Origin of the sequence: Falsiroseomonas sp. E2-1-a20 (assembly GCF_051433195.1) — a bacterium.
Lineage (GTDB): Bacteria > Pseudomonadota > Alphaproteobacteria > Acetobacterales > Acetobacteraceae > Falsiroseomonas.
Window position 1 is genome coordinate 1 of the sequence record NZ_JBHMFT010000030.1, and the last position, 19986, is coordinate 19986.

Genomic DNA, 19986 nt, shown 5'->3' on the forward strand with positions numbered 1-19986 from the left:
CTTCCCCCCTTTTCGCAAACCTCCTCCTTTTTCTTCCCCCCCCCCCCCCCCCCCCCCCCACCGCCGGGGTGCGGTCGGCGATCAGGGAGGGGTCATGAAGTTGGCGGCGGCGCTGGCGCGGCCGATCAGGCCCTGGAGTTCCGGTGCCTCGTGCCCGTCCTTCGCGGTCAGCGCGTCCATCGGGCAGAAGTATTCGTGCGGCTGCGGCATCTGCGACTTCGCGAAGCCGAGGTAGTGGCGGGACTTGAGGCCATACAGCACCCGCACGTCGCGCACCGGCAGGACCAGGGGTTCGACCGGTGCCTGCCGCAGCAGGTGGATCAGGCGCCAGCGGGGGGTGCTGTCCTCGGGGTCGACGCGGTCCAGCATCCAGCGGACCGGGCAGACCACCAGCAGCGAGCAGGTGGAGGGGGCGAAGCGGGCCCGCTTGTCCTGCAGGTTGGCGATGGTGCCGCAGGCCTCGATGCACAGGATGTCGGCGTAGCGGTCCAGCGGGTCCGGGCTGAAATGCAGCCAGAGGCCGTCCGGGATGGTGCGGTAGGTGTTGGTGCCCGGCAGCTTGAGGAAGGGCTGGGCGACGAGCGAGGGCTCGCCCGGGCGTCCGCGCAGCCAGGTGCCGGGCTGCTTCGGTGTGCGGGTGATGCCGGGTGGCCGCTGCGGACAGCACCGCAGGCGTGTGCGCACGAGTTCATCAAGCTCCTTGCCGGAGCCCAGGCGGAGAGTTTCGCTCATTTGGTTTCTGTCCCCTGTGAATATCAACCCTACGTAGATAGATTCCCTGAACTGCTTGCGAGTTCAAGGCGAAATCCCCGGGAATCTTAAGAATTTGCGACTCCGGGTTGCAGAACGGATGCCTTTGCAGCGCGGCAACGCAGGGGGGCGGTGCTTTGAGCGCGGGGCGCGAAGTTGGCGGACAATTGCGCGGGCGGAATTTTCCACAGGGTTTCAATTGCTTGGCGAGGCGCCGCAATTGCCGGCTGTGGATTTATCGATTCCGCAACGACCGGACCGGCGGCGGCTGCGTCCGCGGCGCCGCGGCGAAAAAAAAGCCCCGCAGGGCGGGGCTGGCAGGCGCTGGAGGTGGTGGGACGGTCCTGGCTGGGCCCGGACCCACCCCGATGGCGGGTGGATCCGGGATCGGGGCCATGCTTCAGCCGCGCTCGGGGACCGCGACGTAGTCGCGCTGCGCCGGGCCGGTGTAGATCTGGCGCGGGCGGCCGATGCGCTGCGCCGGGTCCTCGACCATTTCCTTCCACTGGCTGACCCAGCCGACGGTGCGGGCCACGGCGAAGATCACCGTGAACATGCTGGTGGGGATGCCCATCGCCTTGAGGATGATGCCGGAATAGAAATCCACGTTCGGGTAGAGCTTGCGGGAGACGAAGTAATCGTCCTCCAGCGCCACCTTCTCGAGCGCCATCGCCATGTCCAGCAGCGGCTCGTCCTTGATGCCGAGCTCGGACAGGACCTCATGGCAGGATTCCTGCATGATCTTCGCGCGCGGGTCGAAGTTCTTGTACACGCGGTGCCCGAAGCCCATCAGCTTCACGCCGGAGTTCTTGTCCTTCACCTTCTCGATGAAGGCGGGGATGTTGTCGACGTGGCCGATCTCGGCCAGCATCTTCAGCACCGCCTCGTTCGCGCCGCCATGCGCCGGGCCCCAGAGGGCGGCGATGCCGGCGGCGATGCAGGCGAAGGGGTTGGCGCCGGTGGAGCCGGCCAGGCGCACCGTGGAGGTGGAGGCGTTCTGCTCGTGGTCCGCATGCAGGACCAGGATGCGGTCCATCGCCTTGGCGAGCGTCGGCGAGACGTTGTAGGGCTCGGCCGGGACGCTGTTCAGCATGTGCAGGAAGTTGGCGGCGTAGGACAGGTCGTTGCGCGGGTACACGAAGGGCTGGCCGAGGCTGTACTTGTAGGCCATCGCCGCGATGGTCGGCACCTTGGCGATCAGCCGGAAGGCGGCGATCTCGCGCTGGTGGGCGTCGTTGATGTCGAGGTTGTCGTGGTAGAAGGCGGCGAGCGCGCCGACCACGCCGCACATGATCGCCATCGGGTGCGCGTCGCGGCGGAAGCCGTCGTAGAAGCGCCGGATCTGCTCATGCACCATGGTGTGGTAGGTGACGCCCTTGCGGAATTCCGCGAGTTCCTTGGCGTTTGGCAGGTTGCCGTTCATCAGCAGGTAGCAGACCTCGATGAAGTCGGACTTCTCCGCCAGCTGGTCGATCGGGTAGCCGCGGTACAGCAGCACGCCCTCATCACCGTCGATGTAGGTGATCTGGCTTTCGCAGCTGGCGGTCTCGCCATAGCCCGGGTCGAAGGTGAAGACGCCGAGATCGGCGTAGAGCTTGCGGATGTCGACGACATCCGGGCCGAGCACGCCCTTGAGGATGGGCAGGCTGGTACTGCGATTGGAGCCGTCCAGGGTGAAGGTGACGGACCCGTTGGCCGTGACGGTCATGGCATGCTTCCTCGCAGGCGGGGGTGCGGCGCCGCGGGCGAAATCGCGGTGCCGTTATGGTGCGCCGCAAGATGGCGGCGATGCGGGCGCTTGGCAACGTGCCGCCAAGTGAAAGCTTGGTTGGGTCAGGGAGGGGCGGCGGATTGGGCCTCGGTTTCGATCGGACGGACGACCAGCACCAGGCCATCCACCGCCTCCACCCGCACGGCGGTGCCGGGGACGACGCCGGGCACGCCGCGTGGCAGGCGGGCGGGCCATTCGCTGTCGCCGAGCCGCACGCGGAGCGCGCCATCGGGGGTGGGGAGGATGGTGGCGCGGCGGCCGGCGAGGCCGGCTTCGGGGGCGTTGACACGGCGGGTGGGGCCGCCGCGGCGGTGGCGCAGGGACAGGGCGACGCCGGCGGCCAGCAGCACCAGGAACAGGGCGACGTCCCAGGCGAAAGCGGGACCTGCCACCAGGATCACAAGCCCGGTGCCGATGGCGGCGAGCCCGGCCCAGACCAGGTAGACGCCCGGCAGGACGAGTTCCGCGCCGAGCGCCAGCAGCCCGGCGAGGATCCAGATCAGGCCCGGTTCCACGGGCTGCCTCCCGGGATAAGGCCGCCGCCGGGGGCGGGTGGCGGCGGGGTGCCTGGCGTGGGCTGGGTGCCGCGCAGCAGTTCCATGGCCTGGGTGATGCCGCCGGCCAGCGCCGCGCTTTCCATCGGCACGATGACCAGGCGGGAGGAGGGGTTGGCGGCCATCGCCTCGAACGCCTTCACGTATTGCTGGGCGATGAAGTAGCGCAGGGCGTCGGCGCCGGCGCCGGCGGCGGCTTCGGCCACCATGCGGGTGGCGTTGGCCTCGGCCTGGGCGAGGGCCTCCCGCGCCTCGGCGTCGCGCAGCGCGGCGTCGCGGCGGCCCTCGGCCTGGAGCACCAGGGATTGCTTGTCGCCTTCCGCCTTGGCGACGGCGGCGCGGCGTTCGCGTTCCGCCGTCATCTGCAGGTTCATGGCGCGGATCAGGGTCTCGGGCGGTTCGATCTTGCGGATCTCGACGCGGCTGACCTTGGCGCCCCAGGGGTCCGTCGCGCCATCCAGGATGGTGAGGAGGGAGGTGTTGATGCGGTCGCGGGAGGACAGGGTCTGGTCGAGGTCCATCTCGCCGATCACGGCGCGGATGTTGGTCATCGCCATGGCGACCAGCGCCTGGGTCAGGTCCTGCACCGCGTAGGCGGCCTTCGCCGGGTCCATGACGCGGTAGTAGACGATGCCGTCCACCGCGACCGTGGCGTTGTCCTTGGTGATGACGGACTGCTCCGGGATGTCCAGCACCACCTCCTGCACGTTCAACCGGTGGCCGATGCGGTCGACGTAGGGGATGATGAGGTTGAGGCCGGGTGACAGCAGCCGGGTGAAGGCGCCGAAGCGCTCCACCGTCCAGACCTGGCCCTGCGGGATGGTGCGGACGCCCTGCGCCACGGTGATGACGGCGAGCACCAGGACGACCAGGAGCACCAGGGTGGGCAGGTTGAGTTCGGGCATGGCGCTCGCCTTTCGGGCCGGTTTGGCAACATATCATAGCAGGTGGGGCCATAGCAGGTGGGGCGGTTGCGTGCGTACAGGGCTCGGCCCGATACTGGCGGCATGACGCAAGGGATGTCGAAGATGCAGAATGCGGAACAGATCTGGCAGCTCATCGATGGGCGGCGGGAGCCCTATGTCGCGCTGGCGGACAGGATCTGGGGGATGCCGGAGCTCTGCTACGACGAGCATCGCAGCAGCGCCGAGCACAAGGCGATGCTGGAGGCCGAGGGTTTCAAGGTGACCACCAATGTCGCCGGCATCCCGACGGCGGTGATGGGGGAGGCCGGGGAGGGCGGGCCGGTGATCGCGATCCTCGGCGAGTATGACGCGCTGCCGGGGCTGTCGCAGGAAGCGGGCGTGGCGGAGCCGCGGCCGGTGCCGGGGGAGACGCGCGGGCATGGCTGCGGCCACAACCTGCTGGGCTCGGCGAGCCTGATGGCGGCGGCGGCGGTGAAGGACTGGCTGAAGGCGAACGGGCTGCCCGGCCGCGTGCGGTATTATGGCTGCCCGGCGGAGGAAGGCGGCGCGGCCAAGGGGTTCATGGTGCGCGACGGCGCCTTCGACGATGTGGACATCGCCATCACCTGGCACCCGGCGGCCTTCGCTGGGGTGGATGACGCGATTTCGCTGGCGAATACGCGCATCGACTTTTCCTTCGTCGGGCGGGCGAGCCATGCCGCGGCGGCGCCGCATCTCGGGCGGTCCGCGCTGGATGCGGTGGAGCTGATGAATGTCGGCGTGAACTACATGCGCGAGCACATGCCCTCCGACGCGCGGGTGCATTATGCGTATCTGGATGCGGGTGGCATCGCGCCGAACGTGGTGCAGCCGACGGCGAAGGTGCGCTACCTGATCCGCGCCCGCAACGTGACCGAGCTGAACGCACTGGTGGTGCGGGTGCGGAAGATCGCGGATGGCGCGGCGCTGATGACGGAATGCAGCGTGACGACGCGGGTGGTCTCCGCCGTGTCGAACCTGATGGGGAACACGCCGCTCGAGCGCGCGATGCACGCCAACCTGGCGCGGCTGGGGGCGCCGGAATGGGATGATGCGGACCGGGCGAAGGCCGCCGAGTTCCAGGCGACGATGACGGCGGAGGATGTGCTGTCCGCCTGGCGGCGCGTGGGCGTGGAGCCACGCGAGGGCGAGGTGCTGTGCGAGCAGGTGGTGCCGGACGGGGCAAAAGGCGTGCCGATGATCGGCAGCACGGATGTCGGCGACGTGTCCTGGAAGGTGCCGACGGTGCAGGCGCGGGGGGCGACCTATGCGATCGGCACGCCGGGGCATAGCTGGCAGTTGACGGGCCAGGGCAAGCTGCCGGCGGCGCACAAGGGCATGGTGCATGTGGCGAAGGTGATGGCGGGGACGGCGGTGGATGCGCTGAAGAATCCCTCGATCATCGCGGAGGCCAAGGCGGACCATGCGAAGCGGACGGGCGGCAAGCCGTATGAGAGCCCGCTGCCGGCGGATGCGAAGCCGGCGCTGGACATGAGCCTGTAGCAGGACCTGGCCGGGGGTGTCCGCGATGCACCGCATGACCACGCTGCTGCTGGACAACGGCCACTCCGTCATCCGCCATCACCGCGCCGCCGCCCGTAGCGGCGACGTGCTGGTGGTGACCTTCGCTGAGATGTACCACAATGATCCGGACGAGCCCGGCTTCGGCCAGCACTTCCTGCTGAAATCGGGCTTCGACCTGGTGACGGTGCAGAAGCGGGCGGAGCTTTGGTACCAGGACCTGGTGCCGGAGGCGTTCCGCGCCGCCGTGGCGTCGACGGCCGCGGGCTATGGTCGCGTGGTGATCTACGGGGTCAGCATGGGGGCTTTCGCGGCGCTGATGTATGCCGGGACGCTGGACGCCTCGGCGCTGGCGCTGTCGCCGATGGTGTCGATCCATCCGGACCTGCCGGGGTCCCGGGGCCTGGAGTGGCGCGGCAGGGTGCCACTGCGCCACATCCACCTGGCGGATGCGCCACGCGGCAGCGGCACGATGGTCGTGATCTATGATCCGCTGATGCGCGAGGACCAGATGTATGTCGACCGCGAGGTGCTGCCGGCCTTTCCCGATGCGCGGATGGTGTGGCTGCCGCGCGGAGACCATCCCGTGTCGATGGCGCTGGCGGAGATGGACCTGCTGCAGCCGCTGGTCCTCGGGTTCCTGAGGGTGGGCGGATTCCGCCGCCGCGCTTCGAGCGGCCGGATCGCGGCCGATCCCCGGTCTATCTCGCCAACCTGGCCACGCATTGCGCCCGGCGCGGGCGTCCCGGCCTCGGGCTGCGCCTGTTCGACCGGGCCCTCGGCCTGGCGGCGGACTGGGCGAAGCCGGATCTCGAGCGCCGGCGGGCGGAGCTGTCGGCGCTGCATGACAGGCGCCTGCGGGCGGCGGGCTGAGGATCGCTACAGGTCGCCGAACAGGCGCGGCAGGAACAGCGCGAGTTCCGGGAAGAAGGCGACCAGCAGCAGGGCGCAGAGCATCGCCAGGACGAACCAGATCACCCAGGGGATGGTCGATTCCATCGAGGCGCCGGCGACCTTGCAGGTGACCATGAGGTTCACCGCCATGGGTGGCGTGAAGGCGCCGATGGCGACGTTCATGGTCAGCAGGATGCCGAACCAGGTCAGGTCCCAGTCGAAGGCGCGCGCGATCGGCAGCAGGATGGGCAGGAAGACCAGGAAGATGGAGATGGCGTCGATCAGCATGCCGGCGACGAGGACCAGCGCGGTGATCATCAGCAGCATCAGCGTCTCGTTGCCGGTGATGCCGACGAGCGTCCGGGCCAGCGCGTCGAAGGCGCCGACGGTGCTGCCGGCGTGGGCGAAGATGCTGGCCAGCGCCACGATCATCAGCACCACGGCGGAGATCTCGGCGCTGTCGCGCAGCACGGCGTAGAGGTCCCGGATGCTCAGGACGCGGTAGATGAACAGGCCGACGAACAGGCCGTAGAAGACGGCGACGACGGCGGCCTCCGTCGGGGTAAAGGCGCCGGAGCGGAGGCCGCCCAGGATGACGATGGGCGCGAGCAGGCCCCAGATGGCGTCCTTGAAGGAGCCCCAGAGCGGCGGGCGGACCTCGTCGGCCGGGGGCAGGCCGAAGCCGTGCAGGCGGGCCAGGATGATGGCGGGCACCAGCAGCGCCAGGCCGGCGAGCAGGCCAGGGATGACGCCGCCGAGGAACAGCGCGGGCACGGACACGCCCGGCACCAGCACGGCATAGACGATGAAGGGGATGGAGGGCGGGATCAGCACGGCGGTGGAACCGGCGGCGGCGATCAGGCTGGCGGAATAGGCGCGCGGGTAGCCCTGCTTGATCATCGCCGGCAGCATCACCGCGGCGACGGCGGCGGAATCCGCCGCACCCGATCCGCTGATGCCGCCGAGCACCAGGCAGACCAGCACGGCGACGATGGCCAGCGCACCGCGGCGCGGCCCGACCAGGGCCTGGGCGAAGACGACCAGGCGCGCGGCGACGCCGGCGCGTTCGAACACCATGCCGGCGAGCACGAACATCGGCAGCGCCAGCAGCGGGTATTTGGCGATGCCGGTCCAGATGTTGGTGGGCAGGGCCATGACGCCGAGACCCTCCACCGCGATGACCAGGAAGCCCGCCAGGCCGAGCGAGACGCCGATCGGCACGCCCATGAACAGCAGCAGGAAGAAGACGCCGAGCAGGATGAGCGAGCCTTCGAGGACCATCGGATCAGGCCCGCGCCACGCGCCACATGCGGCCGGCGATGCGCAGGCAGATCACGGCCGACAGCAGCGGCATCCAGACGGTGTAATACCAGGACGGCACGCCGAGGCCGGGGGACAGCACCTCGAAGCGGTATTCGTCCCAGGTGTACCAGGCGCCGAGCCAGGCGATGGCGGCGAAGATGCCGAGGCTGACCAGCAGGACGAACTGCTCGACGAGGCGGGCGGTGCGGAGCGGCAGCTTCTCCGTGAAGAAGGTCATGCGGATGTGGCGGTCGTTGCCGAAGGCGGCGGCGGCGCCGACGAAGGCCATCACCACCATCAGGGCGACCGAGTATTCCTCGGTGAAGGCGAAGGAGACGTTGGTGAAGTAGCGGACCACGACGTTGGCGAAGGTGATGAGGGCGAGGGCGCCCATGATGGCGGCGCCGATGGCGCCCTCGATCGTCACCGGGATGCGCGGCGGCGCCTCCCCCAGTTGCAGGCCGGGGGCCTGGATGTCGGCGTGTTCGGTCATGGGGCGGTCCCGGGATGCGGAGCGTGGGGTGGTTGTGGGTCCCCCTCACCCAACCCTCTCCCCCAAGGGGGAGAGGGCTTGATGCTTCAGGCGCGGGCGGTGCCGATGGCGGCTTCGGCGCGGCGGACGAGGTCGGCGCCGACGGTCTGGGCGTATTTGTCGTAGACGCCGCGGGTGGCGCGGGCGAAGGCCTGCTTCTCGGCGTCCGACAGGATGGTGACGGTGACGTTGCGGCGCGCCAGTTCATCGAGCGAGGAGCGGTCGCCGCCGGCGCCGAGGCCCTTCCGGCTGGCGGCGATCTGGATGTCCGCGGCTTCCTGGGCGCAGGCGCGGACCAGCTCGCGGTCGGCCGGCGAGAAGCTGGCGAGCACCGGCTTGGTCAGCAGGAAGATGCCGGCGTCCGCCACGTAGTTCCAGATGGTGAGGTGGCGCTGCGCCAGCGTGTCCATGCGGAAGCCGAGGAACAGGTTGACCGGGTTCTCCTGGCCATCGACGGCGCCGGTGGAGAGCGCGGGCTGAAGGTCGGCGAAGGACATCTGCACCGGGTTGGCGCCGAGGGCGGTGTAGATCTCGGAGAAGATGGCGCCGGCGGCGAAGCGGATCTTCATGCCGCGCAGATCCTCCGGCGTGCGGATGGCGCGCTTGCTGTTGGAGATTTCGCGAAAGCCGTTCTCGCCCCAGGCGAGCGGCTGCACGTCGCGGGATTCCAGGGTGCGGAACAGCTCCGCCCCGATCGGGCCCTTGACGATGGCGTCGAAGCCGCGGCTGTCCTGCAGCAGGAAGGGCAGGGAGAACAGGTTCATCTCGCGGATCTGCGGCGAGATGTTGATGGTGGAGAACACGGCGAAGTCGATGACGCCCTGGCGCATGGCGACGAGTTCGCGGGTCTGGTCGCCGCCGACGAGCTGGCTGCCGGGATAGACCTTGACGTTGATGCGGCCGCCGGAGCGCTCGGTGACGAGCTCGGCCCATTTGAAGGCGCCATCGGCCAGCGGGATGGTGCGGTTGCCGACGACGGAAAGCTTGTATTCTGATTTGTACTGCGTCTGGGCGCGCGCGACGTGCGGGCTGGCCAGTGCGCCGGCCGCGGCGGCGAGCGCCAGGCGGCGGGTGATCAAGGTCGTCATCGGGTCCCCTCCCTTATCTGCCGCGCCTTTCCGGCCGGCTGTTCCGGGGGCGGAGAATGCGGGCGCGCGGCGGGGTTAAGCAAGGGGGCGTTTCGGCGGCTTGACCAGTTGCGGTTCGGGCCGGATTCAGGGCACGCCAAGACCCGAGGAAGCCTGCCATGACCGAGACCCGACCCGTGCATATCCTGGCGCTCGGGGGCGATGGCATCGGGCCGGAGGTGACGGGCCAGGCGCTGCGGGTGCTGCGGCACATGCAGGCACGGCACGGGCTGGACCTGGTGATCGAGGAGATGCCCTACGGCAATGCCGTGTGGCGGGCGACCGGGCGGCTGCTGCCGGCGGAGACCGAGGCGGTGCTGGCGCGGACCGATGCGGTGTTGTTCGGGGCGGCGGACAGCCTGGGGCGCGGGGCTGTCTCCCCGGAGGAACGGGCGCGGGGCAGCCTGCTGGCGCTGCGGCGGCGGCTCGGGCTGTTCGCGAATCTGCGGCCGGTGCGGGCGGAACGGGCATTGGACGAGGTCTCCCCGTTCAAGCCGCGCATCCTGGCGGGGGTCGACCTGGTGTTCGTGCGGGAGCTTTCGGGCGGCGTCTATTACGGCGAGCCGCGCGGGATCGAGCGGCATGCGGATGGCGCCCGGCGCGGCGTCAACACGCATGTCTACACCGAGGACCAGATCATCCGCGCCGCGCGCTTCGCCTTCGCGCTGGCGCGTGGCCGGCGGGGGCGGCTGACCAGCGTGGACAAGGCGAATGTGATGGAGGCGGGCGCGCTGTGGCGGGAGGTGGTGACGGCGCTGCACCAGGACGAGTTCCGCGACATCACGCTGGACCACATGCTGGCCGATACCTGCGCGCTGATGCTCGGGCGCGATCCGCAGCGCTTCGACGTGGTGCTGACGGACAACCTGTTCGGCGACCTGCTGTCCGATGGCGCGGCGGCGCTGGCGGGCAGCCTGGGGCTGCTGCCGAGTGCCTCGCTGTCCGCGCCGGCGCCGGATGGGCGGCGGCGGGCGCTGTATGAGCCGGTGCATGGCTCGGCGCCGGATATCGCGGGGAAGGGCGTGGCGAACCCGCTGGCGGCGATCCTGTCCGTCGCGCTGCTGCTGCGCTGGAGTGCCGGGGCGGAGGATGCGGCGCGGGAGGTGGAGGCGGCGGTGGGCGCGGCGCTGGGGGCGGGGGCGCGGACGGCGGATATCGCGCTGCCGGGGGAGGTGGTGCTGGGGACGGCGGCGATGGGGGATGCGGTGCTGGAAAGGCTCGGCGGGTGACCTATCGCCGCGCCACCATCATGCCGACCCGAAGCAGGCCTTCGGCGAGGTTGCGCTCCGTGGCGACGGAGGCGGCGCGGCGCGCCTGCATGGCCTGGGCGCTGAGGCCCAGCGAACCCGGCCCCTCGGCACGGTCATAGGCGGCGATGCTGGCGGCGTGGAAGCGCCGGCCGGCCTCGCTCTGGTCCAGGAAGTCCCCGGGGGCGAGGCCGAGGGCTGCGAGGCGGGACCGGCATTCGGGCAGGGTTTCGAGCGCGGACATGCCGGGGTCGGTCGCCCAGGGCAGCGGGTAGTGAAGCTCACCCGGGCCGGAGGAAGGGGAACCGGCGAAGATCTCGTGCAGGGCGAGGCAGCCACCGGGCCGGATCACCCGTGCAAGCTCGCTGAAAAGCCGGCCCTTCTCGGAGATCTGCATGGCGACGTGCTGCAGGATCACCGCGTCGAAGCTTGCGTCGTCGAAGGGCAGCGACAGGATGCTGCCCTGCAACAGGCGGACCTTCTCCTCAAGTCCGACGAGGCGGGTGAGGTCGATGGCGGTCCGGTGCAGCGTCTCGCTGAGTTCGACGCCGGTGACGCGGGCGCCGAAGCGGCTGGCGAGGCGGCGGGCCGGACCGCCGACGCCGCTGCCGGCATCGAGCACAAGCTGGCCGGGACCGATGCCGGCAAGCTCCGCCAGCGTATCGGTGGCGGTGAGGCCGCCCATGTGGATCATGTCGACGGCGTGCAGATCCTCCGGCCTGGCCGCGGCCGGGTCGATGCCGCGCGCCTCGAGCGCACGGCGCGCACCCTCCGGCGTCACGGCCAGGCGCGACCAGTGGGTGGCGACGCGGCGGCCCTGTTCGGTGATCGCCTCGGGTTGGTCCGGCATGCGGCGCAGCCTATTGCGCGCGGATGCCGGCGTCACGGATCAACCGGGCCCATTTCGTGCCCTCGGCCTGGAACTGCGCGGCGCTTTCGGCCGGCGGCAGGGCGAGCCTGTCGAAGCCGAGGCCTGCGAGGCGCGCCTGCACATCCGGCAGGGCGAGCAGCTTCCCGATCTCGGCATGCAGCAGCGTGACGATCGCGTCCGGCGTGCCGGTGGGTACCAGCACGGCGGTCCAGATGTCGGCGGCGACATCGGGGTGGCCGGCCTCCGCCATGGTGGGGATGCCGGGCAGCGCCTCCGCGCGGCGGCCGCTGGTGATGGCAAGCGCGCGCAGGCGGCCATCCCGGACATGCGGCACGGCGGGCGGCAGCGCGCCGAAGGAGACCGGGGTGTGGCCGGCGACCGCGGAGCCGATGGCGAGGCCGCCGCTGGTGAACGGAGCATGGACCAGGTCGAGGCCGAGCGAGAGGCGAAACATCTCCCCCACCAGATGCGGCGGCGTGCCGATGCCGGGGGAGGCATAGCTGTGGGTGCGCGGATTGGCGCGGATCAGCGCGATGAGGCCGGCGACGTCCCGGACCGGGAGGGAGGGATGCACGGCGAGCAGCGTGGGCGCCGCGACGGCGATGGTCACCGGGGCGAAGTCGCGCGCGACATCGTAGGGGACCTGGCCGAACAGGCTGGGGTTGATGACGAGGTTGGGCGCGGCGACAAGAAGCGTGTGGCCATCCGGCGCGGCGCGGGCAGCCTGGCCCATGCCGATGTTGCCGCCGGCGCCGCCGATGTTGTCGACGTGGAAGGGCTTGCCGAGCTGGTCCGACAGCTTCTGGGCTATGATCCGGGCGGCCAGGTCGTTCGGACCTCCGGGCGCGAAGGGCACGATGACCCGCACCGGACGGGAGGGGTAGGCCTGGGGTCCGGGCGCGGGCGGCTGCGCCGCTCTGGCAAACGGCTGCGCCGCTGCTGCGAGCGGCAGGGCGGCGGCGGACCAGCGCAGGACCTGGCGGCGGGGAAGCTGCATCGGGGTGCTCCTTGACGAGGGGCGGATGACGCGCGCCGCGCATCAGTAGGCCCGGCTGGCCCGGCGAGCCATGATATGTTCGACGCGAAATCCATATGCGGGAGATATGGCAGTGGAACTCAGGCACCTCCGCTACTTCGTGGCGGTCGCGGAGGAAGGGCACATCACCCGCGCGGCCGAGCGGCTCGGCCTGCAGCAGCCGCCGCTGAGCCTGCAGATCAAGGCGATGGAGCGGGAACTCGACGTGCTGCTGTTCCGGCGCAAGGCGCGCGGCGTCGAACTGACCGATGCAGGCCGGGCCTTCCTGGAGCAGGCGCGGATGACGCTGACGCAGATGGACCGGGCGATGGAGAATGCGCGCCGGGCCGCGCGGGGCGAGCAGGGCCGGCTCTGCATCGGGGTGACCTCCACCGCGCCGTTCCACCCGCTGGTGCCGCGCAGCGTCCGCGCCTTCCGCGACGCCAATCCGATGGTCGTGCTGACGCTGGAGGAATGCCTCAGCAACGAGCAGATCGGGCGGCTGCGCGGCAATCAGTTGGACGTCGCCTTCATTCGGACGGCGGCGGCGGGCGCCGAGGATCTGCTGGTGACGCCACTTCTGGCGGAGCCGATGGTGGTGGCGCTGCCGGACACGCATGCGCTGGCGCGGGCGGAGGCGCCGATCCCGCTGCGGCGCCTGGCGCAGGAGAGCTTCATCCTCTACGGGCCGCCGGGAACCGGCATGTATGATGCGACGATCGCCGCCTGCAGGGGGGCAGGCTTCGATCCGCTGGTCGGATCGATCGGCGCCTCGACGCAATTGGCACCGCGGATCACCTCGACCCTGAGCATGGTGGCGGCAGGGCTTGGGATTTCCTGCGTTCCCTCCTCCCTGCAGCGGATGACGATGGAAGGCGTGATCTACCGGGCGCTCGATCCGTCCGACCGGCCGCACGCGCTGCTGAACCTGGCGACGCGGCGGAGCGATGGCTCGGCGGTGGTGCAGCGCTTCGTCGCTGCGGTGCGGCGGGCGGCGCGGGATGTTGTGGGATGAACACGCTGCGGAGGAGGGTGTTTGGAGAATCGCGATCTACTTCCTGCTTGCAGGAGAGAAAAATCAGAGTGTAGTCTTTCGGTCATCGAGGAAGAACCCGCCGATGACCTACATGCGCGCCCGCCCGAAGCTGGAGACCATGCTCGCCGGCATCGATGCCGCGGTGCGGCAGCCGGATGCGAAGCGGCCGGGGGCGGTGGCGGGGGCGATCCAGGCGTTTGCGGCGGACCCAGGGTTGCTGGCGGGGCTGGATTGCCCGTGCTGTCCGGACCGGTATGTGCGGCACCTGCTGCGGGCCGGGGAGGGCTATGCGGTTGTGGCGCTGGTCTGGCGGCCGGGGCAGATGTCGCCGGTGCATGGGCACCGGACCTGGTGCGCGCTGGGCGTGCATCAGGGCGTGCTGACGGAGACGTACTACACCCCGGCGGCGGCGGCGGGGGATGTGCCGCAGCCGCGGGCCACGCAGTTGCTGCGGCCGGGGGAGGGCAGCCATGGGCCGGCCGATCCGACACTGATCCACCGGCTGGCCAACCTGTCCTGCCGCACGGCGATCTCCATCCATTGCTACGGCGTCGGCTTCGACCGCTTCGGGCAGGATGTGAACGAGGTTCACGCGGCCTGACAGCGTGCCGGGCGAAGTCCGGTTTGACAGCGTGCCTGGGAAAGCCCAGCCGGACCGGGTAGGCTGCGGTCCGTGATCCGCACCTCCGCATTGCCGCGCGCTTGACGCCGGCTTCCCGCAACCTGGTCATCGGGCTGCTGTTCGGTCTCGTCGCGGCGATCACCTGGGGTGGCCAGGCGGTGGTGGCGCGCAGCGGGACGGTTGCGGGGTATTCGCCGCTGGATCTTGCGACGCTGCGCTACGGCGCGGCGGCGCTGGTGCTGGCGCCGTTTGCCTGGCGGGCGCGGCACGTGCTGGCCGGGATCGGGCTGCCGAAGCTGATGGGGCTGGTGGCGACGGGGGGCGCGCTGAATGCGCTGCTGTTCGGCTGGGGCCTGGTCTATGCGCCGGCGAGCCATGGCGGGACCATCGCGCCGATCACCGCGGCGGTGATGGGCGCGGTGCTGGCGGTGCCGCTGCTGGGGGAGCGGCCGACGCGCGGGCGGGCGGTGGCGCTGGGATTCATTGCCTGCGGCGTGCTGCTGATCGGCTGGGACGGCATCGGCGGGGCGCATCCGGGGGCCTGGCGCGGCGACATCATCCTGGTGGCTGCGGGCACGGTGTGGGCGGCGTTCACGCTGCTGCTGCGGCGCTGGCGGATACCGGCCCTGGCGGGCAATGCGGCGATGAGCGTGCTGTCGGCGGCGGTGCTGCTGCCGCCCTGGCTGCTGCTGGGCGGCGGCGTGGTGCCGGACATGCCCTGGCAGTCGAACATGCTGCAGGCGGTGGGACAGGGGGTGATGTCCACCGCCATCGCGACGACGCTGTATGCGCGGGCCGGGGAGTTGATGGGCGCGACGCGCACCGCCTGCCTGACAGCGATGGTGCCGGTGGCGGCGGTGCTGCTTTCGGTGCTGATCCTGGGCGAGCCGCTCGGCTGGGCGAAGCTCGCCGGGGTGGTGCTGGCGGTGGTGGCGATGCTGGCGGCGGTGCTGTTCACCGGGCGTCGTGTTTAGGGATTAGGAGAGTCCCGGGCCCAGCGGGGCATGGCGCAGCCGCCGAGGGCGGCGACACGGTCGCGGGCCAGCAGCTTTTCCCGGCTGAGGCGGCGGATCAGCGCCTCGTCCGGCGTGGCGCGCAGGCGCTCGGCCGTGATCTGGAGGTCCAATTCCCGCAGGCGTTCGGCGAGCCGACCCTTGAGCGATCCATCCGACACGCTGAAGCCAGAGCCATCCATGACACCCACCTTTTTTCCTTCGCGCCGCGCGGGGGCGCGGCGGTTTCAGGTTGGAGGCCCGACATCGCGGAATGCCGGGGGTGCGCCGCCAGAGGGGCCCGGGCCTCAATTGAAAATCCTGGTCTCGATTTTCGGCGACTTCAAGGCGAAAGCGCCGAATACCTTTTGACTCGCCGGAGCGTGTTCTTCGCCCGTCCGGCGCGGATCAGGCGCCGATGACGGGCAGCGGCGGGCGTTCCACCATCACCTTCACGTCGCGGACGCCCGGCAGGGTCTCCGCCAGGACGTGCAGGGCGCGCCGGACGGACTCGTTGCGGCAGAAGCCGTGGAAATAGACGACGCCGTCCTTGACCTCGGGGAAGATGTAGAAGGCATCGATCCAGGGCTGGGTCTTCATGGCGGCGACCAGGTCGCGGCGGATGCGTTCATCCGGTGCGTCGGCGGCGAGATCCTCGGCCGGTTGCAGAAGCGCGCGGATCAGGTCGGCGCGGGAGACGATTCCCACCAGCCTGTCGCCGCGCACCACGGGGATGCGGCGGATGTTCCGCTGCTCCATGGCCTGCGCCAGCTTCTCGATCGGCATGTCTTCCTCGGCCGAGACGGCGCCGCGGGTCATGACGTCGGCGGCGGTGCGGCCATGGGTGCGGGCGAAGCGGTCGGCCTGCCTGGCGGCGGGGGCCAGCAGGGTGGCGATCCAGGATTCGGGCTTGTCCGCCGGCGCGGCGAGGCGGCGCAGCAGGTCGCCCTCCGTCACCATGCCGACCAGGCGGCCCTCGGCATCGACGACCGGGGCGCCGGAGATGCCGCGCTCGGCGAAGGCACGGGCGACGACCTGGATCGGGGTTTCCGGTGGAAAGCTGATCGGGTCGGGGGTCATCAGGTCGCGCGCCCGCATCTTGCGTTCCTCCAGTTCCGTTGGACAGGATATGGGATTGCGGGCGTGTAATGTGAAGGGGTTGTCATCTTGGTAGGGGCCTGGCGGCCCAGCTTGTGGTGACGTGGGCGCAGGGCTCGGCGGCACCCTCCGCGCGGAGCGTGATCTCGCCGTAGGACAGGCTGCGGCCGCGCTTGATGACGCAGGCCTCGGCCAGGACGGGGCGGGGCGGCGGCGGGCGGAGGAAGGTGATGGCGAGGCTGGCCGTCAGGCTCTCGTCCTGGCCATCGCTGAGCGAGAGCAGCGCGACCCACATGGCGACGTCGGCGAGGCCCATGAGGGCGGGGCCGGAGACGGTGCCGCCGGGGCGCAGCAGGTCGGCGCGGAAGGGCAGGCGCAGCAGGGCGAGGCCGGCGCCGAAGGACAGGACCTCGATCTCCCAGGCGGCGGCGAGGGGGACGCCCTGGTGCACGCGAGCCTGCATCTCGGCGAGGGTGATGTTGGCGTGCGTGTCGGGCATGCGGCAGCTTTCGATGGGTGCGGCAGCATCGCCTGGAATCGGGTCGCCGCAAGGGGCGCGGGGCGGCGCCTGGGCGGTGTCTTGCCGGCGGCGGTGGGAGCGGGCATGGGGTATCGGTCGCCGGGGCGATCCGCGATGCATTTGGCGCGGCGATGCGGAGGCTGTTGGCATGACCAGTGCGTTGGCGGGGCAGGTGGCGATCATCACCGGCGGCAGCCGCGGGATCGGGCGCGCCATCGCGCTGCTGTTCGCCGGGGAAGGGGCGGATATTGCCTTCTGCCATCTGCACGACGAGGCGGGTGCGGCGGAGGTCTCGGCGCAGATCACCGCGATGGGGCGGCGGGTGCATGCGGTGGACCTCGACGTGGGCGACCTGCCGGGTTTGCGAAACTTCATCGTGGGGGCGGAGGCGGCGCTGGGGCCGTGCGACGTGCTGGTGAACAATGCCGGGCTGAACCTGCGCGGGCCGATCGAGGCGGTGACGGAGGCGATGTTCGACCGGGTCATGGACGTGCATGTGAAGGCGAGCTTCTTCGCGGCGCAGGCGGTGTGGGAGGGGATGGCGGCGCGCGGGCGCGGGCGGATCATCACCACGGCGAGTCAGCTCGGGCTGAAGGGGGCGGCGAACATCGTGCCGTACTGCATGGCGAAGGCGGCGCTGATCGGCTTCACGCGGGCGCTGGCCCATGAGGGGGCGCCGAAGGGCATATTGGTGAACGCGATCGCGCCGGGGCCGGTGGTGAGCGACCTGACGGCGCAGCTCGGCGAGGGGTGGGCGGAGCGGACGGGGGCGAAGCTGCCGCTGGGGCGGGTCGGGCAGCCGGAGGAGATCGCGCATGCGGCGCTGCTGCTGGCGTCCTCGCCGGGCGGGGATTTCTTCGTGGGTGCGACGCTGTCGCCGAATGGCGGGGACGTGATGCACTGAGATGAGGATCGTCACGCTGGATGCGGCGCGGGCGGCGACGGCGGTGGAGTGGGCGGCGGCGGAGGGGTGGAATCCGGGGCTGTCCGATTTGCCGTGTTTCCTGGCGCAGGATGCGGGGCTGTTCCTGGCGGTGGAGCAGGAGGGCGCGCTGTCCTCGGTGATTTCGGCGACGCGCTACGGCGCGGATTTCGGCTTCATCGGCTTCTACATCGCGCGGCCGGACCGGCGCGGGCAGGGGCATGGGATGGCGGTGTGGCGGGCGGCGATGGCGCGGCTGGCCGGGCGGCTGGTCGGGCTGGATGGGGTGGTGGCGCAGCAGGACAACTACCGGAAATCGGGGTTCGTGCTGGCGTGGAACAACATCCGGTTCGGCGGCGTGCCCGCCGCGCTGGCGGTGCCGGCGGCGGGGCTGGTGGCGGCGGGGGAGGTGCCCTTCGCGGCGTTGGCGGGCTTGGACCGCGGCGTGTTTCCGGCGGCGCGGGAGGCCTTTCTGCGCGCTTGGCTGACGGCGCCGGGGCATGTGGCGCTGGCGCATGTGACTTCGGGTGTGGTGGACGGGTTCGGCGTGATCCGGCCGGCGCGGGAGGGACATAAGGTGGGGCCGCTGGTGGCGGCGTCGCCGGCGGTGGCGGAGGCGCTGCTGGCGGGGCTGCTGGCGCGGGTGCCGGGCGGGCCGGTGTTCCTCGACGTGCCGGAGCCGCACCGGGAGGCGGTGCGGCTGGCGGAGCGGGTCGGGCTGCGGCCGGTGTTCGAGACGGCGCGGATGTACACCGGGCCGGCGCCGGAGATCCGGGCCGGGCAGCTTTACGGCGTGGCGACGTTCGAGCTGGGCTGAGGCGTGCGGCGCAGGCGCGTGATGTCGAAACCCTCGCGCGCTGCGATCGCCGTGGCGGCGGCGGTGTCCGCTTCCGTCATCGTGCGGGTGCGGGACAGGATCCAGAGGTAGTCGCGGTTGGGGGCGCCGACCAGGGCCCAGCGGTAGTCGGGGTCGAGGCCGAGTACCCAGTAGTCGCCGTAGAAGGGCCAGAAGAAGCTGACGCGCAGCTTCGCATTGCCGGTGCCCGCCACGGCGTAGGCGCTGCCGGTGGCGATGTTGGGCCGGCCGGCAGCGTCCTCGCAGCGGTTGGTGACGGCGATCTGGCCATCCGGGCGCGCGGCGTAGGTGGCGGTGGTGGCGATGCAGACCTGGCCGGGGGCGTCCTGGAAGCTGTTCGGGAAGCGGGCGATCTCGAACCAGGTGCCGGCGTAGCGGGCGAGGTCGACCTGGGCGACGGTGGCGGGCGGCGGCGCGGTGGGCGCAGTGCTGCAGGCCGAGACCACCAGCAGCAGTGCGAGGGCGAGGAGGCGGGTCATTCGCAAAACTCCGAGCCGGGGATGGTGCCGGGGGGCAGGGTGGCGACGTGGTCGAAGATGGCGCCGGCGGTGGTGATCCAGATGGCGTCGCGGTGCCGGGCGATCTCGGTGAGCGCCCGGCGCAGGTGGCGCAGGCGGTGCGGCTGGCCGATGATGTAGGGGTGCAGCGCGATCCCCATGACCTGCGGCAGGCCGTCCGCCACCTGGTGCAGGCGTTCGTGGAAATCGTCCAGGATGGTGTTGGCGAACAGCTCGGACGAGTCCTTGCGGCCGACGATGGCGGGGATGTCGTTGACCTCCTGCGGGTAGGGCATGGCGAGCAGGGGGCCGGCGCGGGTGGTCATCCAGATCGGGGCGTCGTCGGCGCACCAGTTCATGGAGTAGCGGTAGCCGGACTCGGCCAGCAGGTCCGGCGTGGTGCGGCTTTCGGCGATCCAGGGGCTGAGCCAGCCGCGCGGGGCGGTGCCCTCCGCGCGCAGGATCGCGGCGGTCGATTCGGCGATGAGGGCGGCCTCGGCCGATTCGGGCAGGATGGACTGGCGTTCGGAATTGGTGCGGCCGTGGCCGGCCATCTCGTCGCCGCGGGCGCGGTGGGCGGCGATTAGCGCCGGCGCGTAGTCATACATCGCGCTGTTCAGCAGGACGGTGGCGGGGAGCGAGAGTTCGTCCAGCAGGTCCAGCAGGCGCCAGGCGCCGATGCGGTTGCCGTAGTCGCGCCAGGCGAAGTTCAGGACATCCGGCTGAGGCCCGCCGGCGGCCAGTTCGGCGCCGAGGCCCTCGCCGAAGGCGAAGTGTTCCAGGTTGACGCCGAGATAGACGGCGAGCCGCGCGCCGTTGGGCCAGGCATAGGGCGTGCGGCCGCGCCAGGGCGTGTAGGCGTAGCGACCATGGGTGGGCAGCATGCGGCGGTCTCCGGCGGCGGTGAGGGCAGGG

Annotated in this window: 22 protein-coding genes; 8 read left to right on the plus strand and 14 right to left on the minus strand. The window is 70.9% G+C overall.

The annotated features are described in order from the left end of the window. Window positions 1–81: 81 nt before the first annotated feature. The 4 genes from ACFHPP_RS24400 to ACFHPP_RS24415 all read right to left on the minus strand — a co-directional run bounded on the left by ACFHPP_RS24400 (window position 82) and on the right by ACFHPP_RS24415 (window position 3980). The gene (locus ACFHPP_RS24400; RefSeq protein WP_437165842.1) at window positions 82–732 is read right to left on the minus strand and encodes a hypothetical protein; all 651 of its coding nucleotides are present in this window, start codon (window positions 730–732) and stop codon (window positions 82–84) included. A gap of 418 nt (window positions 733–1150) precedes the next feature. Next, window positions 1151–2458 carry a citrate synthase gene (gltA, locus tag ACFHPP_RS24405; protein ID WP_437165843.1) on the minus strand — a complete coding sequence of 436 codons (1308 nt, stop codon included), beginning with the start codon at window positions 2456–2458 and terminating at the stop codon, window positions 1151–1153. A 125-nt stretch (window positions 2459–2583) separates the two neighbouring features. Beyond that, window positions 2584–3036 (minus strand): NfeD family protein, encoded by a 453-nt coding sequence (locus ACFHPP_RS24410; RefSeq protein ID WP_437165844.1) that lies wholly within the window; start codon window positions 3034–3036, stop codon window positions 2584–2586. Next, window positions 3021–3980, minus strand: coding sequence for an SPFH domain-containing protein (locus ACFHPP_RS24415; protein ID WP_437165845.1), 960 nt, complete (start codon window positions 3978–3980; stop codon window positions 3021–3023). The genes ACFHPP_RS24410 and ACFHPP_RS24415 overlap by 16 nt, the downstream gene beginning before the upstream one ends. Before the next feature lie 123 nt (window positions 3981–4103). Between ACFHPP_RS24415 and ACFHPP_RS24420 the strand changes: the two genes are divergently transcribed. Together ACFHPP_RS24420 and ACFHPP_RS24425 are read left to right on the plus strand one after the other, a co-directional pair. Continuing rightward, window positions 4104–5522 carry a M20 family metallopeptidase gene (locus tag ACFHPP_RS24420; RefSeq protein WP_437165846.1) on the plus strand — a complete coding sequence of 473 codons (1419 nt, stop codon included), beginning with the start codon at window positions 4104–4106 and terminating at the stop codon, window positions 5520–5522. A gap of 579 nt (window positions 5523–6101) precedes the next feature. Next, entirely contained in the window at window positions 6102–6413 is a 312-nt protein-coding gene (locus ACFHPP_RS24425) for a hypothetical protein (protein WP_437165847.1), read from the plus strand. 6 nt (window positions 6414–6419) lie between these two features. On the opposite strand, the gene ACFHPP_RS24430 is transcribed toward ACFHPP_RS24425, so the two are convergent. The 3 genes from ACFHPP_RS24430 to dctP form a co-directional block, all read right to left on the minus strand. Further along, complete coding sequence (locus tag ACFHPP_RS24430; protein WP_437165848.1) at window positions 6420–7715, minus strand: TRAP transporter large permease; 1296 nt, start codon at window positions 7713–7715, stop codon at window positions 6420–6422. A 4-nt stretch (window positions 7716–7719) separates the two neighbouring features. Next, window positions 7720–8229: a TRAP transporter small permease gene (locus ACFHPP_RS24435; RefSeq protein ID WP_437165849.1), complete on the minus strand. Its 510-nt coding sequence runs from the start codon at window positions 8227–8229 to the stop codon at window positions 7720–7722. A gap of 86 nt (window positions 8230–8315) precedes the next feature. Then, entirely contained in the window at window positions 8316–9356 is a 1041-nt protein-coding gene (gene dctP, locus ACFHPP_RS24440) for a TRAP transporter substrate-binding protein DctP (RefSeq protein WP_437165850.1), read from the minus strand. 158 nt (window positions 9357–9514) lie between these two features. On the opposite strand from dctP, the gene leuB reads away from it, so the two are divergent. Beyond that, window positions 9515–10624 (plus strand): 3-isopropylmalate dehydrogenase, encoded by a 1110-nt coding sequence (gene leuB, locus ACFHPP_RS24445; RefSeq protein ID WP_437165851.1) that lies wholly within the window; start codon window positions 9515–9517, stop codon window positions 10622–10624. A 1-nt stretch (window position 10625) separates the two neighbouring features. Here leuB and ACFHPP_RS24450 read toward each other — a convergent pair whose 3' ends face one another. Both ACFHPP_RS24450 and ACFHPP_RS24455 read right to left on the minus strand, forming a co-directional pair. Then, the gene (locus ACFHPP_RS24450) at window positions 10626–11492 is read right to left on the minus strand and encodes a class I SAM-dependent methyltransferase (protein ID WP_437165852.1); all 867 of its coding nucleotides are present in this window, start codon (window positions 11490–11492) and stop codon (window positions 10626–10628) included. Between the two features lie 10 nt (window positions 11493–11502). After that, window positions 11503–12510 carry a tripartite tricarboxylate transporter substrate-binding protein gene (locus ACFHPP_RS24455; RefSeq protein WP_437165853.1) on the minus strand — a complete coding sequence of 336 codons (1008 nt, stop codon included), beginning with the start codon at window positions 12508–12510 and terminating at the stop codon, window positions 11503–11505. A gap of 112 nt (window positions 12511–12622) precedes the next feature. Between ACFHPP_RS24455 and ACFHPP_RS24460 the strand changes: the two genes are divergently transcribed. The 3 genes from ACFHPP_RS24460 to ACFHPP_RS24470 all read left to right on the plus strand — a co-directional run bounded on the left by ACFHPP_RS24460 (window position 12623) and on the right by ACFHPP_RS24470 (window position 15160). After that, window positions 12623–13543, plus strand: coding sequence for a LysR family transcriptional regulator (locus ACFHPP_RS24460; protein WP_437165854.1), 921 nt, complete (start codon window positions 12623–12625; stop codon window positions 13541–13543). A gap of 103 nt (window positions 13544–13646) precedes the next feature. Further along, the gene (locus ACFHPP_RS24465; protein ID WP_437165855.1) at window positions 13647–14165 is read left to right on the plus strand and encodes a cysteine dioxygenase; all 519 of its coding nucleotides are present in this window, start codon (window positions 13647–13649) and stop codon (window positions 14163–14165) included. Window positions 14166–14266: 101 nt separating this feature from the next. Continuing rightward, a complete protein-coding gene (locus ACFHPP_RS24470) occupies window positions 14267–15160 on the plus strand; it encodes a DMT family transporter (protein ID WP_437165856.1) in 894 nt (297 codons plus the stop codon). Here the strand turns inward: ACFHPP_RS24470 and ACFHPP_RS24475 are convergent. The 3 genes from ACFHPP_RS24475 to ACFHPP_RS24485 all read right to left on the minus strand — a co-directional run bounded on the left by ACFHPP_RS24475 (window position 15157) and on the right by ACFHPP_RS24485 (window position 16775). Beyond that, the gene (locus tag ACFHPP_RS24475; protein WP_437165857.1) at window positions 15157–15381 is read right to left on the minus strand and encodes a hypothetical protein; all 225 of its coding nucleotides are present in this window, start codon (window positions 15379–15381) and stop codon (window positions 15157–15159) included. The genes ACFHPP_RS24470 and ACFHPP_RS24475 overlap by 4 nt on opposite strands. A gap of 205 nt (window positions 15382–15586) precedes the next feature. Beyond that, entirely contained in the window at window positions 15587–16276 is a 690-nt protein-coding gene (locus ACFHPP_RS24480; protein ID WP_437165858.1) for a CBS domain-containing protein, read from the minus strand. Window positions 16277–16340: 64 nt separating this feature from the next. Continuing rightward, a complete protein-coding gene (locus tag ACFHPP_RS24485; RefSeq protein ID WP_437165859.1) occupies window positions 16341–16775 on the minus strand; it encodes a PaaI family thioesterase in 435 nt (144 codons plus the stop codon). A gap of 169 nt (window positions 16776–16944) precedes the next feature. Here ACFHPP_RS24485 and ACFHPP_RS24490 point away from each other — a divergent pair, with 169 nt between their 5' ends. Further along, window positions 16945–17700, plus strand: coding sequence for an SDR family NAD(P)-dependent oxidoreductase (locus ACFHPP_RS24490; RefSeq protein ID WP_437165860.1), 756 nt, complete (start codon window positions 16945–16947; stop codon window positions 17698–17700). Between the two features lies 1 nt (window position 17701). After that, on the plus strand, window positions 17702–18535 hold the full coding sequence (locus ACFHPP_RS24495; protein ID WP_437165861.1) for a GNAT family N-acetyltransferase: 834 nt from the start codon (window positions 17702–17704) through the stop codon (window positions 18533–18535). Here the strand turns inward: ACFHPP_RS24495 and ACFHPP_RS24500 are convergent. Then, the gene (locus ACFHPP_RS24500) at window positions 18505–19053 is read right to left on the minus strand and encodes a lipocalin family protein (RefSeq protein WP_437165862.1); all 549 of its coding nucleotides are present in this window, start codon (window positions 19051–19053) and stop codon (window positions 18505–18507) included. The two genes, ACFHPP_RS24495 and ACFHPP_RS24500, sit on opposite strands and share 31 nt — an antisense overlap. Then, a complete protein-coding gene (locus ACFHPP_RS24505; protein ID WP_437165863.1) occupies window positions 19050–19955 on the minus strand; it encodes a polysaccharide deacetylase family protein in 906 nt (301 codons plus the stop codon). Before ACFHPP_RS24505 ends, ACFHPP_RS24500 begins: the two co-directional genes overlap by 4 nt. Window positions 19956–19986 lie beyond the last annotated feature (31 nt).

Excerpts from the sequence above, each read along its gene's own strand:
- dctP (WP_437165850.1), bottom strand. The coding sequence starts at position 9,356 with ATGACGACCTTGATCACCCGCCGCCTGGCGCTCGCCGCCGCGGCCGGC.
- ACFHPP_RS24500 (WP_437165862.1), bottom strand. The coding sequence starts at position 19,053 with ATGACCCGCCTCCTCGCCCTCGCACTGCTGCTGGTGGTCTCGGCCTGC.
- ACFHPP_RS24415 (WP_437165845.1), bottom strand. The coding sequence starts at position 3,980 with ATGCCCGAACTCAACCTGCCCACCCTGGTGCTCCTGGTCGTCCTGGTG.
- ACFHPP_RS24400 (WP_437165842.1), bottom strand. The coding sequence starts at position 732 with ATGAGCGAAACTCTCCGCCTGGGCTCCGGCAAGGAGCTTGATGAACTC.
- leuB (WP_437165851.1), top strand. The coding sequence starts at position 9,515 with ATGACCGAGACCCGACCCGTGCATATCCTGGCGCTCGGGGGCGATGGC.
- ACFHPP_RS24495 (WP_437165861.1), top strand. The coding sequence starts at position 17,702 with ATGAGGATCGTCACGCTGGATGCGGCGCGGGCGGCGACGGCGGTGGAG.
- ACFHPP_RS24465 (WP_437165855.1), top strand. The coding sequence starts at position 13,647 with ATGACCTACATGCGCGCCCGCCCGAAGCTGGAGACCATGCTCGCCGGC.
- ACFHPP_RS24435 (WP_437165849.1), bottom strand. The coding sequence starts at position 8,229 with ATGACCGAACACGCCGACATCCAGGCCCCCGGCCTGCAACTGGGGGAG.
- ACFHPP_RS24430 (WP_437165848.1), bottom strand. The coding sequence starts at position 7,715 with ATGGTCCTCGAAGGCTCGCTCATCCTGCTCGGCGTCTTCTTCCTGCTG.
- ACFHPP_RS24475 (WP_437165857.1), bottom strand. The coding sequence starts at position 15,381 with ATGGATGGCTCTGGCTTCAGCGTGTCGGATGGATCGCTCAAGGGTCGG.
- ACFHPP_RS24450 (WP_437165852.1), bottom strand. The coding sequence starts at position 11,492 with ATGCCGGACCAACCCGAGGCGATCACCGAACAGGGCCGCCGCGTCGCC.
- gltA (WP_437165843.1), bottom strand. The coding sequence starts at position 2,458 with ATGACCGTCACGGCCAACGGGTCCGTCACCTTCACCCTGGACGGCTCC.
- ACFHPP_RS24420 (WP_437165846.1), top strand. The coding sequence starts at position 4,104 with ATGCAGAATGCGGAACAGATCTGGCAGCTCATCGATGGGCGGCGGGAG.
- ACFHPP_RS24485 (WP_437165859.1), bottom strand. The coding sequence starts at position 16,775 with ATGCCCGACACGCACGCCAACATCACCCTCGCCGAGATGCAGGCTCGC.
- ACFHPP_RS24490 (WP_437165860.1), top strand. The coding sequence starts at position 16,945 with ATGACCAGTGCGTTGGCGGGGCAGGTGGCGATCATCACCGGCGGCAGC.
- ACFHPP_RS24455 (WP_437165853.1), bottom strand. The coding sequence starts at position 12,510 with ATGCAGCTTCCCCGCCGCCAGGTCCTGCGCTGGTCCGCCGCCGCCCTG.
- ACFHPP_RS24505 (WP_437165863.1), bottom strand. The coding sequence starts at position 19,955 with ATGCTGCCCACCCATGGTCGCTACGCCTACACGCCCTGGCGCGGCCGC.
- ACFHPP_RS24480 (WP_437165858.1), bottom strand. The coding sequence starts at position 16,276 with ATGCGGGCGCGCGACCTGATGACCCCCGACCCGATCAGCTTTCCACCG.